The organism is Micromonospora foliorum (assembly GCF_022229015.1).
GTDB classification, from domain to species: Bacteria; Actinomycetota; Actinomycetes; order Mycobacteriales; family Micromonosporaceae; genus Micromonospora; species Micromonospora foliorum.
In genome coordinates, this window is sequence record NZ_JAKKFF010000342.1 from 1 (window position 1) to 12,465 (window position 12,465).

A 12,465-nucleotide genomic window follows, 5' to 3' on the forward strand; every position below is an offset into this window, starting at 1 on the left:
GAGCGTGATGTCTGTGAGTCATCACGATGACTCACAGACATCACGCTCTCTGGAGTGTGGGGTGGGAGGTCGGGCCGCGCTCAAGGCCGTGCCGACGCCCCACAAGCCCGAACGCCCCACAAGCCCGAACGCCCGGAAGCCTGGAGCCGGAAGCCTGGAGCCGGAAGCCGGAAGCCGGAAGCCGGAAGCCGGAAGCCCGGAGCCGGAGCCCGCAGCCCGCAGCCCGCAGCCCGGAGCCGGAAGCCCGGAGCGGGGAAGGGGTCAGCGGTGTGGGCCGGCCGCGTCGGCGTGCACTCGTTGCCGGGCCGGGTCGAGGCGGCCGATCAGGTCGTCGAGCTGGCGTACGAGGTTGGCGGCCGGGGGCATGCCCGGCTCGCTGGTCTCCGCGACGCCCATCTCCGTGATGCCCAGTTCGGCGATGCTGGCCCGGACCCGTTCGTCCAGACGGGCGTGCTCGCGGCGGCCCCGAGCGGTCAGGTACGCCCGGATGCGTCGGCGGTCGACCGGATCGATCCGGCGGAAGACGAGGTTGCGGTCGACGAGCTGGTCGACCAGCTTGGTGAGGGTGCCCGGCGGCAGCGACGCCTCGGCGGACACCTCGCTCATCGGGTGACCCTGGCCGTCGGCCAGCAGGCAGAGCACCCGCCACGCCTCGATGCTCAGCGCGTCGTCGGCCAGAACGGCGCCCAGCCGGCGGGAGAGCAGCCGTTCGGCGCGGGTGAGCGAGCGCAGCAGGTCGGCTGGCGCCCCGGGCACGTCTGACATGAAACTCCCTGGTCCGGTGGCCCTGTCATGGTAGCGAGTCGTCCCGGTCAGTGGTGGGCGCTGGTCTTCCGTCCTGGGTCGGACAATCATGTGCTCATGTCCGCGCCGGCACCGCCGTGGCTGACCGTCGACCGTGCCGTGGTCAGCATCGCGCTGGTCTACCCGATGCGCGGGCCGGCGGGCATGTTCGGCCCCACCTGCGAGCTCTGCGCGCAACTCGCGGTGGAGGAGATCAATCGGTGCGGAGGCGTGCTGGGCCGGGAGGTGCGGCTGGTGCCGGTCGACGGTGGCGCACCGCCGGCCGAGGTGGCCGCCGAGGTCGAGGCGTTGGTGTCGGTGGGGGCCGTGCAGGGAGTGACGGGGTGGCACATCTCCTCGGTGCGCCAGGCGTTGGCGCCCCGCGTCGCGCACCGGGTGCCGTACGTCTACACCGCACTCTACGAGGGCGGCGAACGCACCGAGGGGGTCTTCCTGACCAGCGAGACGCCGGATGCCCAACTGTGGCCCGCGATGCGGCTGCTCGCCGGGGAGCAGGGTGTGCGTCGCTGGTTCGTGGTCGGCAACGACTACGTGTGGCCGCGCCGTACCTCGCGGGCGGCCCAGCGGTACGCGCTGCGCGGCGGCGGGCAGGTGGTGGGCCGGCACTTCCTGCCGTTGGACGCACACGACTTCACCGAGGTGTTGCGCCGCATCGAGCACAGTGACGCCGACGCCGTGTTGATGCTGCTGGTCGGTGCCGACGCGGTGCGGTTCAACCGCGCGTTCGCCCGATCCGGCCTGGATCAGCGCTGCCTGCGGCTGAGCACCCTGATGGACGAGAACATGCTGCTGGCCAGCGGTGCCGGCGCGACCCGGAGGTTGTACAGCACGGCGGGTTTCTTCGCCGGGCTGGTGACCCAGGAGAATCTCGACTTCCACGGCGAGTTCGCGCGGCGGTTCGGGGTGGAGGCACCGCCGCTGGGCAGCCTCGGGGAGTCGTGCTACGAGGGCGTCATGCTGCTCGCCGCGCTGATCGGCCAGGCCCGCACCCTCGACGTACGGGCCATCGAGACGGCCGCCGACACGGTCGCCTACCAGGGGCCCCGTGGGCGGTTGCGGCTGCGACAGCGGCACGTGCGTCAGCGCATCTACCTGGCCGAGGCCGACGGGCTCGACTTCACCGTGCTCGCCCAGCTCTGAACCGGGCACCGGCACCCGCCCGAGCGGCCCCTTGACAGCGCCACCCAACCCCGTCCTAAGATGCTTCCTGCGTGAAGTATCTGGCCGCGGGGCCAGATCTCGCCATTGTGTGCCATCGTCGACGGATTCGTCCGTCGACCATTGTGGTGGCACTTATTCTGCGTCTTTCCGAACGGCCGGCACCGTTTCCTCCCAACGGTGCCGGCCGTTTTTCGTGCGCGCTGCGGCGGCCCTTCGGAAACAGTCAATTAAGGACCGGGAAACACCCGCGCAATCATGCCGGTCGACGCTTTCCCTGCCCATATCCGATCCGATGCCCCGCGCGGCGTCCACCCGCCGACCCGGCATCGCTCACGTCAGCTCCATCGGACCGCACCGACCGTCCTTTCACCACTTGAGTGCACCGCAGGGAGAGTAGATGTCACTATTCCGGGACCGCCGCATCCTGGCGGGTGCCATGACCCTGGTCGCCGCGGCCGCGTTGACCGCGTGCGGCAGCAAGACCTCCGACGAGGGCAGCGCGGCCGGCGTCACCGCCGACGTCTCCGGCGACACCGTCAAGGTGGGGCTGCTCAACTCGCTCTCCGGGACCATGGCGATCAGCGAGGTCACCGTCCGAGACTCCATCATGCTCGCGGTCGAAGAGATCAACGCGGCCGGCGGTGTCCTCGGCAAGAAGATCCAGCCGGTCGGTGAGGACGGCGCCTCGGACTGGCCCACCTTCGCGGAGAAGGCCGAGAAGCTCATCTCCGAGGACCGGGTGGCCGCCGTCTTCGGTTGTTGGACGTCGGCCAGCCGCAAGGCGGTCAAGCCGGTGTTTGAGAAGAACAAGGCGTTGCTGTTCTACCCGGTGCAGTACGAGGGCCTGGAGCAGTCGCCGTACATCTTCTACACCGGAGCGACGACCAACCAGCAGATCGTTCCCGGGCTCGACTATCTCAAGTCGCAGGGCGCGAAGTCGGTCTATCTGGTCGGTAGCGACTACGTCTTTCCCCGGACCGCCAACAAAATCATCAAGGCGTACGCGACCGCCAACGGGATGACCGTGCTGGGTGAGGATTACGCGCCCCTGGGCTCCACCGAGTTCGGCACCATCGTCAACAAGGTCAAGTCGTCGGGCGCGGACGCGGTGTTCAACACGCTCAACGGTGACAGCAACGTGGCCTTCTTCAAGGAGTACAAGTCGGCGGGCCTGACCGCCGCCGCGATGCCGGTGGTGTCGGTGTCGATCGCCGAGGAAGAGGTCAAGGGCATCGGCACCCAGTACCTGGAGGGCCAACTGACGGCCTGGAACTACTACCAGACCACCCCGGGCGCGGCGAACTCGAAGTTCGTGGCCGCGTACAAGGCGAAGTACGGCGCGGACAAGCCGACGAGCGATCCGATGGAGGCCGCCTACGTCGGCGTGCACCTGTGGAAGGCGATGGTCGAGAAGGCCGGCGCCTTCGACGTGGAGAAGGTCCGCGCAGCCTCGGACGGGATCACCTTCGACGCGCCGGAGGGTCTGGTCACCGTCGACGGCAAGACCCAGCACATCGCCAAGACCGCCCGGATCGGCAAGATCGGCGCGGACGGTCTGATCACCGAGGTGTGGAACTCCGGCAAGCCGGTCGCTCCGGACCCGTACCTGAAGACCTACCCGTGGGCGAGCGGCCTGAGCTGACGACGCCGGCCCGGGCGGGACGCGTTGCCGCGCGCCCCGCCCGGGCCACCCGACCAGCAGTTCGGAGTACCCACCGTGACAGTCCTCTTCGGTCAACTCTTCACCGGCATCAGCATCGGCGCGGTGCTGCTGCTCATCGCGCTCGGCCTCGCGCTGACCTTCGGCCAGATGAACGTGATCAACATGGCGCACGGTGAGTTCATCATGGCCGGCGCGTACACCACCTACGTTCTGCAACAGAGCATCACCGGCGCCGGCCTGTCGCTGGTGGTCGCGCTGCCGGTGGCGTTCGTGGTCGCCGGCACCATGGGCGTCCTGCTGGAGGTGCTGCTCATCCGCCGGCTCTACGCCCGGCCACTGGACACCCTGCTGGTCACCTGGGGTGTGTCGCTGATGTTGCAACAACTGGCCCGGGACGTCTTCGGCAGCCCGAACGTGCAGACCCGCGCGCCCGAGCTGCTCACCGGAAACGTGGCGCTGCCCGGCGGGCTGACCATCGCCAACAACCGGCTGTTCATCCTGGCCCTGGCGCTGGCCGCCGTCGCGGCGCTCACCCTGGCACTGCGACTCACCCCGCTCGGGCGTCGAATCCGCGCGGTGGTCCAGAACCGCGACCTCGCGGCCGTGTCCGGCATCGCCACCTCCCGGGTCGACCGGACGACCTTCTTCCTCGGCTCCGGCCTGGCCGGGCTCGCCGGGGTGGCCCTCACCCTGCTCGGCCCGATCGGCCCGACCATGGGCACCAACCTGATCATCGACGCCTTCCTGGTCGTCGTGGTCGGCGGGATCGGCCAGCTCAAGGGCAGCGTGATCGTCGCCTTCGCCCTCGGCGTGCTGCAGGCCACCGGGGAGTACCTGACCACCCTCAGCGTCGCCAAGGTGATCGTGTTCGTGGCGATCGTCGCGTTCCTCCAGTGGCGGCCACAGGGCCTGTTCACCCTGCGGACCAGGAGCCTCGCATGACCGCCGTCACCCCCGCGCCACCCAGCACCGCCGTGCACCCGGCGCCCGTCGGCGCCGTACCACCGGGTCGCCCCGCCGGCCGCTCGCGGCTGCGGACCCTTGCCGGCTTCGCCTTCGGCGCGGCGGTGCTGTTCGCCGTCGCCCCGCTGGTGCTGTCGGACTTCCGGCTGGCGTTGCTCGCCAAGTACCTCTGCGTCGCCATGGTCGCCGTCGGCATCGGGATCGCGTGGGGCCGGGGCGGGATGCTCACCCTGGGCCAGGGCGTCTTCTTCGGCCTCGGCGGCTACGCGATGGCCATGCACCTCAAGCTCGCCGACGCGGGCCCGGGTGGGATGCCCGACTTCATGCAGCTGTACGGGCAACTCGACGAGCTGCCGCTGTGGTGGCGGCCGTTCGCCAGCCCGTGGTTCGCGCTGCCCGCCACGGTGCTGCTGCCGATGATCGTCGCCTTCGGGCTCGGCTCGCTGGTCTTCCGTCGCCGGGTCCGCGGCGCGTACTTCGCCATCCTCAGTCAGGCGCTCGCCGCCGCCATGGTGATCCTGCTGATCGGCCAGCAGGGCACCACGGGTGGCACCAACGGGCTCACCGACATCAAGGGCTTCTTCGGCTACGACCTGGACGACCCGGTCAACCAGCGGATGGTGTACTTCGTCATCGCCGGGACGCTGCTGGCGTTGCTCGCGCTGACCCGTCAGCTCATCCACAGCCGCTACGGCGAGTTGCTGGTGGCGGTTCGCGACGGTGAGGAGCGGGTCCGCTTCCTGGGCTACGACCCGGCGTCGGTCAAGCTGGTGGCGTACGTGGTCGCGGCGGGCATGGCCGGGCTGGCCGGGGCGCTGTTCGTGCCGGCGGTGGGCATCATCTCGCCGGCGCTGATCGGCATCGTCCCGTCGATCGAGTTCGTCATCGGTGTCGCGGTGGGCGGCCGGGCCACCCTGCTCGGGCCGGTGCTCGGCGCGGTGGCGGTGGCCTGGGCGCGTACCGCCCTCTCCGAACGGTTCCCGGGCACCTGGACGTACCTGCAGGGTTTGCTCTTCGTGGTCGTGGTGGCGTTCCTTCCCGGCGGCCTGGCGTCGCTGTGGGCGCTGGCCCGCCGCCGTGACGTCGGCGCGCGGCCGGTGCGCCGCGGATGGTTGTCGCTGGGCCGACGACGGGCCGAACGGACGGAGGTGCCGGCGGCATGAGCGGCGAGCGGTTGGACGGGTTGTCCGTCCGTGACGTGCGGGTCACCTTCGACGGTTTCACCGCCGTCGACGGCGTCTCCCTGGAGGTGCCCGCCGGTGACATCCGGTTCCTGATCGGGCCGAACGGCGCCGGCAAGACCACACTGGTCGACGCGATCACCGGTCTGGTCCGGGCCACCGGCTCGGTCCGGTTCGGTGACGAGGAACTGCTCGGCCGGCCGGTGCACCGGATCAGCCGGCTCGGCATCGGGCGGACCTTCCAGACCTCGACGGTCTTCGAGGAGCTGTCGGTGTTGCAGAACCTCGACATCGCGGCGGGCGCCCGGCGCAGCTGGGCGACCCTGGCCCGCCGCCGCCGGGGTGTCCCCGACGAAATCGCCGCCGCGCTGGAGACCATCGGGCTGACCGAGCGGGCCGCGCACCTCGCGGGGACGCTCGCGCACGGCCAGAAGCAGTGGCTGGAGATCGGCATGCTGCTGGTGCAGGACGCGCGGCTGCTGCTGCTGGACGAGCCGGTCGCCGGGATGAGCCATGAGGAACGCGACGCCACCGGCACGCTGTTGGAGACGGTCAGCCGGGATCGCACGGTCGTCGTGATCGAGCACGACATGGACTTCCTGCGTCGGTTCGCGCGCAGCGTCACCGTGCTGCACGCCGGCCGGGTGCTCAGCGAGGGCACGGTGGCGCAGGTCCAGGCGGACCCGCGCGTGCAGGAGGTCTACCTTGGCCACCCGGTCGACGCCGGGTCGGCCCGCACTGGCCTGGAGGCATGATGCTGACGCTGCGCGGGGTGCACGCCGGGTACGGGCGCTCTCGGGTGCTGCACGGGGTCGATCTGACGGTCCCGCCCGACGGGGTGGCCGCCGTACTCGGGCACAACGGTGCCGGCAAGAGCACCCTGCTGCGGGTCGCGGCCGGGCTGCTGCGCCCGAGTGCCGGGACGATCGAGCTGGACGGTGAGGACGTCACCCGCGCCGGGCCGCACGAGCGGGTGGCGCGGGGGATGGCGTACGTACCGCAGGGTCAGCAGTGTTTCCCGCACCTGACCGCCGCGGAGAACCTGCGGCTGGTCGCCGACGGCCGGCGCGACGGGGCGGTGGCCACGGCGGAGGTGCTGGACCTGTTTCCGGCGCTGCGCCCGCTGCTGCGGCGTCGGGCCGGGCTGCTCTCCGGCGGTCAGCGCCAGCAGTTGGCCATCGCGCGGGCCCTCATCACCCGGCCTCGGCTGCTGATGCTCGACGAGCCGACCGAGGGCATCCAGCCGTCGGTGGTCGCCGAGATCCAGGAGCGGATCGTCGAGCTGACCCGGCAGTCCGGTTTCAGTGTCCTGCTCGTCGAGCAGCATTTGGGCTTCGCGCTGCGGGTTGCCGACCGCTACCACGTGCTGGAGTCCGGCCGGGTCACCTCGCACGGCGACGGGGGTGTCACGGCGGAACGGGAGGTCCGGGCGGCCCTGGCGGTCTGATCGGCGCGCCTGCGGTCAGGGCTGGACGCGGTCGAGGAAGTCACGGACCAGCCGGACGACCTCGTCGAGGTGTGTCTCGAGCAGCCAGTGCCCGCCGTCGAGCAGGTGCAGCTCGGCGTCGGGCAGGTCCCGCAGGTACGCGCGGGCCGCGCCCTCCGGCATGTAGCCGTCGTGCGGTCCCCACACGATCAGCGTGGGCGGCCGGTGGGTACGCAGGTACTCCTGCTGACGGGGGAACCAGTCGACGGTGCTGCCCTGGTCGGCGAGGAGGCGCAGCCAGGCGTCCCGTCGCCGGGGGTCCGTGACCAGCGCGCCCGAGAGCCGCCACAGGTCAGGGCTGACCCGGTCGGTCAGCCGGTCCGGCAGCTCGCCCAGAAACTCACGGCGAAAGCCCTCCTCACCGATCGCGGCCGCCAACTGGTCCCGCCCCTCGTCGGTCGGGTCACGCCAGAACCGCTTCAGCGGCTCGTACTTGGGCCCGTGCTGGTCGGGGTAGATGTCGCCGTTCTGGATGACGAGGCCGGCGACCCGCTGCGGCGCGGCCATCGCCAGTCGCAACCCGAACTGGCTGCCGTAGTCCTGGAGGTAGACCACGTATCGGGTGAGCCCCAGCGCGTCGACGAAACGGTGGAGCAGGTCGGCGTGGGCGTCAAAGGTGTACGAGAACCGGCTGGGGTCGGGCAGGTCGCTGTAGCCGAAGCCGGGGTAGTCGGGTGCGATGGCGCGCCAGCGATCGGCCAGCGCGGGCAGCAGGTGGCGAAACTGGAACGACGACGACGGGTACCCGTGTGGCAGCAGCACGACCGGCGCGTCGGCGGGACCGGCTTCTCGATAGAAGATCGTGATGCCGTCGACCTCGACCGTTCGGTGCCGTACAGCGATGTCGGCCATGACCTCTCCTGACGCGTCAGGCACGGTGTGGGTGGGCACCCTCGACCGTGCCAGAAGTCGAGCCGTCGTGCCGCGGCATCGCCGTTGCCGGTCAGGTCCTCGGCGCGGGCCCGGTCGAGTCGCGGACGACCAGCAGGTGCCCGGTGGGGCGGCGGCGGGGGCGGGTGGTGCGCGGCTTGAGCGCGAGGGTGAGCGCCGTGCGGCCCATCTCGGTCATCGGCAGGCGGATGGTGGTGAGGCTGGGTGCGAGGTCGGCCGCCACGGAGACGTCGTCGAAACCGACCACGGACATCCGCGCGGGCACCGGCACGCGGCGGGTCCGCAGCGTGGACAGCACGCCCATGGCCATCACGTCGTTGAGCGCGATGATCGCCGTCGTCTCGGGATGTTCGTTGAGGATCTGTTCGGCGGCGGCGCGCCCACCGCTGCGGGTGAAGTCGCTGTGCACGACGGTGAGGTCGGCGGGGGACCGCCCGCGTTGCCGCAGGGCCGACGACACCCCGGCCAGCCGGTCGGCGACGGTGGTGAGGCCGGCGCTGCCCGCGGCGACCGCGATCCGCCGGTGGCCGAGATCCATCAGGTGCTGGGCGAGGGCGTAGCCGCCGGCCTCGTTGTCCGGCAGGACGGCGTCGACGCCGAGCGCGTGGCGTCCGATGGCCGCGGCTCGTCCGCCGTGGTCCTGGAACGCGGCCAGCTCGGCGCGGGCCGCGCTCTCCATCCGTGGGTCGTCGTAACCGGAACCGCTGATCAGGACGATGCCAACCCGCTGGGCGATCAGGTGGCGCAGCTCTTGCAGCTCGTAGTCGGGGTCGCGGCCGGACTGGCAGATCTGCACCAGCAACCCCTGCTCGGCGGCGAGTTGGATGACCCCGGCGGCGATCTCGGAGAAGTACGGGTCGTCGACCTGATGGACGATCAACCCCACCGTTGAGGTGGCGCCGCTGGCCAGGGTGCGGGCGTACGGGTTGGCCACGTAGCCCAGCTCACGGGCGATCTGCCGGATCCGGTCGGCCACCTCGGCGCTGACCCCCGTGCGGCCGGTGAGGGCGCGGGAGGCGGTCGCCAGCGAGACGGCGGCGTGTTCGGCGACGTCCACGAGGCGCGGCCGCTGGCGGGCCCTGGGCATCGGCAACCCTCCGGAAACATTCATGTCACGCAATCTATTGCGAGCGACATTCATCGAAGCCTAGGGTACGTAAGCGCTTACGTTGCCGGTGCCGGCAGGTCGCGAAACGAGGTGACAGCCATGTCCAGGGCCCGCCGAGCGGCCGTCTCCCTCCTGGCGATCGGCGCACTGACCGGCGCCAGTACGCCGCCAGCACAGGCGGATCGCAGCGACGTCCACCCGGTACTGCGCGCCCACCTGGTCGCCGCGTACGACTTCGACCACCCGGTGCCCGGCGATTCCGCCCTCGAACGCGACCAGGGGCGTTCCGGCACCGAGATCGAGCTGATCAACGGCGGTGCCGCCATGCGGGTGCCGGACCGCGCCTACCGAGGCAGCCGCAACGCGGTGCAGACCCGGCAGGTCGCCCCCACTGTCGCCGGCAACGACGACTGGAAGGCCGGCACCTGGTCGGCCAGCGGGGTGCGGACGCTGCGCGCGTTCAGCGCCACCAAAGGCACCACCGTCATGGGCTGGTTCAAGCTGAACATGGACAGCCCGTTGCCCAACTCCACCACCGCCGACCCGGACGACAGGTACAACGCCATCGGGCTGGCCGGAGTGCTCACCGGCGACTCCGACGGCCACGGCGTCCGCGCCCTGCTGGAGCTGATCGACGTCGACGGGGAGTTGCGTCTCGTCGCGCTCGGCCGGCGGCTCGACGGCGGCAACTCGCAGACCTTCGCCGCCACCCGGGACTGGCGCGAGCTTCTGCCGGTGGGGGAGTGGGTGCACCTGGCCGCCACGTTCGACTTCGACACCGGCGCGCTCGCCCTCTACCGCAACGGCGAACCGGTGGACGGCTTCTACACCCGCGCCGACGACCCGTGGCTGGTGTCCGGGCCCGGCCCGCACGTGACCACCGCGTCCGACCCCCGGGGCATCAAGATCGGCGGCAGCTTCCCCCAGGACACCCTCGAACGCAACCCGTGCGACTGCCGGATGGACGGCCTGATGCTCCTCGACAGTGTGGTCTCCGCGAACGATGTGCGGAGGCAGTACCGCCACCTTGCCCGCTGACCACCCTCGGCACCGTCCCACCGAGAAGGAGACACGCGTGCGCACCCTGCACCGCCGCGCCGGCACCGTCCGCCGGCCCACAGTAAGGGCCGGCCTCACCGCCCTCGTGCTGATCCTGTCCACCCTGGTCGCCGCGCCCGCGCGGGCCGCCGACGCGGTCGACGACCCGGTCCCCGCGATGCCGGTCCAGTCCCGCCTCGGGCTGGTCCTCAGCGAGTACGCCAGCTTCCCGCAGTCGTACCCCACGCCGGCACCGACCGACGCGCGGCTCATGCGTACCGCGCGGATCAACACCATCATGGAGGTGCCCGACGGCTCCGGCCGGCGGGCGGTGCCCGACCTCAACGGCAGCCTCTACCTCGTCGAGGGCGGCGTGCCCCACGTCTACCTGGACGTGGCGGCGACGTTCGCGCCACGGTTCTTCTCCGGTCGTGGGCTCGGCCAGGGCTTCGGGTACGTCGCGTTCCACCCGGAGTTCGGGGTGAACGGCCGCTTCTACACCATCCACACCGAGTTGGCGTCGACGACGACCGCCACACCGGACTACGCCCAGCCCAACACGCTCTTCCACGGTGTCATCACCGAGTGGACGGCGACCGATCCGGCCGCCGCCACCTTCGCCGGTACGCACCGCGAGGTGCTGCGCATCGGCTTCGGCGGCCAGGTGCACGGCATCCAGGAGATCAACTTCAACCCCACGGCCAAGCGTCACGACCGTGACTACGGCCTGCTGTACCTCGCCGTCGGCGACGGTGGCCAGGGCGCACGCAACACCGACCCGCAGAACCTGGCCCTGCCCCACGGCAAGCTGCTGCGGATCGACCCGCAGGGCACCAACGCCCCGAACGGGCGCTACGGCATCCCGCCCGCGAACCCGTTCGTCGGCCGGGCCGGCGCGCTCGGCGAGCTCTACGCCGTGGGGTTCCGGGACCCGCACCGGTTCAGCTGGGACCGGGCGACCGGCCGGATGTACCTCGGGCACATCGGTGAACACGCCGTCGAGGCGATCTACGAGGTCCGCGCCGGGGACAACTTCGGCTGGAGCGAGCGCGAGGGCTCGTTCGTCTTCGACAAGACGGCCACGAACCCCTGCGACCGGCTGCTCCCGCTGCCCGCCGACGACGACAGGTACGGCTACACCTACCCGGTCGCCGCGTACGACCACGACCCCGCCGCCGGCTGGAACTGCAGGGATGACGTTGGTGTCGCGGTGGCCGGCGGTTTCGTCTACCGGGGGCGGGCGCTGCCCGCGCTGCGCGGCAAGTACGTCTTCGGCGACCTGGTCGACGGCCGGGTGCTCTACACCGAGGCCAACGAGATGCGCCGCGGTCGGGGTCTGGCCACGATCCACCAGCTCGCGCTCTTCGACGCGGCGGGCACTCCGGTCCGGATGCGCGACCTGTCCGCACCGGGCGCGCCCGGTGACCCCAATCGGGTGGACCTGCGCTTCGGCACCGACGCCGCCGGTGAGCTCTACGTCGTCGCGAAGGCCAACGGAAAGGTCTGGAAGGTGACCGGCACCAGGGAGTACGCCAGCGGTGACGTCGGGGACGTCACAGTGCGCCGCACCGCCGGGGCCGCGAACTGGGCGCCGGTGACGCCGGCGAAGTGGCAGTTCACCCACGACCAGGTGATCCTCGCCGAGGCCGGGGACAGCCGGCCGGGTCCGCGCCGGCCCTTCGAGTACGCCGTGCTGACCAACGGCCCGGCGTGGTCGTCGGTGCGGGTCGACGCCCAGGTACGACTCGACACACCGGTGGAGGTCACCAACCGGGACGTGATCATCGTCTTCGGCTGGCGCTCGGACACCGAGTTCTACTACGCCCACCTCTCCACCGACAACACGATCTACCCGCACAACGGCATCTTCAAGGTGAACAACGCCGACCGGGAGCGCATCGACCACCAGTGGAACGGCCGCTCCCGGGGCGCCAACCCTGCCATCACCGATGCCAGGTGGCACCGGGTCCAGGTGGTGCACCTGCCGGCCACCGGCGAGATCGCCGTCTACGTCGACGGGCACCGGGACCCGCTGCTGACCGCCAAGGACACCACGTTCGGCTCGGGACGGGTCGGCTTCGGCTCGTTCGACAACGTGGGCCGACTGCGCAACCTGACCGTCACCGGCACACCGGCCTGAACCGGGCGCGGTGGGGACGGCGGCGCGCGC

The 12,465-nt window shown here is 71.1% G+C and carries 11 protein-coding genes; 8 read left to right on the plus strand and 3 right to left on the minus strand.

Annotated features, from left to right (window positions below; translation table 11 throughout):
* Positions 1 to 261: 261 nt before the first annotated feature.
* A complete protein-coding gene (locus PSH25_RS23630; RefSeq protein WP_238661158.1) occupies positions 262 to 765 on the minus strand; it encodes a MarR family winged helix-turn-helix transcriptional regulator in 504 nt (167 codons plus the stop codon).
* A gap of 96 nt (positions 766 to 861) precedes the next feature.
* Between PSH25_RS23630 and PSH25_RS23635 the strand changes: the two genes are divergently transcribed.
* The 6 genes from PSH25_RS23635 (at position 862) to urtE (ending at position 7,219) form a co-directional block, all read left to right on the plus strand.
* The gene (locus PSH25_RS23635; RefSeq protein WP_112590253.1) at positions 862 to 1,944 is read left to right on the plus strand and encodes a substrate-binding domain-containing protein; all 1,083 of its coding nucleotides are present in this window, start codon (positions 862 to 864) and stop codon (positions 1,942 to 1,944) included.
* Positions 1,945 to 2,362: 418 nt separating this feature from the next.
* Positions 2,363 to 3,607, plus strand: a complete 1,245-nt coding sequence (gene urtA / locus PSH25_RS23640; RefSeq protein WP_238661159.1) for an urea ABC transporter substrate-binding protein — start codon at positions 2,363 to 2,365, stop codon at positions 3,605 to 3,607.
* A 75-nt stretch (positions 3,608 to 3,682) separates the two neighbouring features.
* Entirely contained in the window at positions 3,683 to 4,570 is an 888-nt protein-coding gene (urtB, locus tag PSH25_RS23645) for an urea ABC transporter permease subunit UrtB (RefSeq protein ID WP_238661160.1), read from the plus strand.
* Positions 4,567 to 5,754 carry an urea ABC transporter permease subunit UrtC gene (urtC, locus tag PSH25_RS23650; protein ID WP_238661161.1) on the plus strand — a complete coding sequence of 396 codons (1,188 nt, stop codon included), beginning with the start codon at positions 4,567 to 4,569 and terminating at the stop codon, positions 5,752 to 5,754. Before urtB ends, urtC begins: the two co-directional genes overlap by 4 nt.
* Positions 5,751 to 6,527 (plus strand): urea ABC transporter ATP-binding protein UrtD, encoded by a 777-nt coding sequence (gene urtD, locus PSH25_RS23655; protein ID WP_238661162.1) that lies wholly within the window; start codon positions 5,751 to 5,753, stop codon positions 6,525 to 6,527. Before urtC ends, urtD begins: the two co-directional genes overlap by 4 nt.
* Positions 6,524 to 7,219: an urea ABC transporter ATP-binding subunit UrtE gene (gene urtE, locus PSH25_RS23660; RefSeq protein WP_238661163.1), complete on the plus strand. Its 696-nt coding sequence runs from the start codon at positions 6,524 to 6,526 to the stop codon at positions 7,217 to 7,219. Before urtD ends, urtE begins: the two co-directional genes overlap by 4 nt.
* 15 nt (positions 7,220 to 7,234) lie before the next feature.
* On the opposite strand, the gene PSH25_RS23665 is transcribed toward urtE, so the two are convergent.
* Positions 7,235 to 8,110 carry an alpha/beta fold hydrolase gene (locus PSH25_RS23665; protein WP_238661164.1) on the minus strand — a complete coding sequence of 292 codons (876 nt, stop codon included), beginning with the start codon at positions 8,108 to 8,110 and terminating at the stop codon, positions 7,235 to 7,237.
* Between the two features lie 91 nt (positions 8,111 to 8,201).
* The gene (locus tag PSH25_RS23670; protein WP_238661165.1) at positions 8,202 to 9,260 is read right to left on the minus strand and encodes a LacI family DNA-binding transcriptional regulator; all 1,059 of its coding nucleotides are present in this window, start codon (positions 9,258 to 9,260) and stop codon (positions 8,202 to 8,204) included.
* Positions 9,261 to 9,356: 96 nt separating this feature from the next.
* Between PSH25_RS23670 and PSH25_RS23675 the strand changes: the two genes are divergently transcribed.
* Both PSH25_RS23675 and PSH25_RS23680 read left to right on the plus strand, forming a co-directional pair.
* Complete coding sequence (locus PSH25_RS23675) at positions 9,357 to 10,295, plus strand: LamG-like jellyroll fold domain-containing protein (RefSeq protein ID WP_238661166.1); 939 nt, start codon at positions 9,357 to 9,359, stop codon at positions 10,293 to 10,295.
* A 37-nt stretch (positions 10,296 to 10,332) separates the two neighbouring features.
* Positions 10,333 to 12,435: a PQQ-dependent sugar dehydrogenase gene (locus PSH25_RS23680; protein ID WP_238661167.1), complete on the plus strand. Its 2,103-nt coding sequence runs from the start codon at positions 10,333 to 10,335 to the stop codon at positions 12,433 to 12,435.
* Positions 12,436 to 12,465 lie beyond the last annotated feature (30 nt).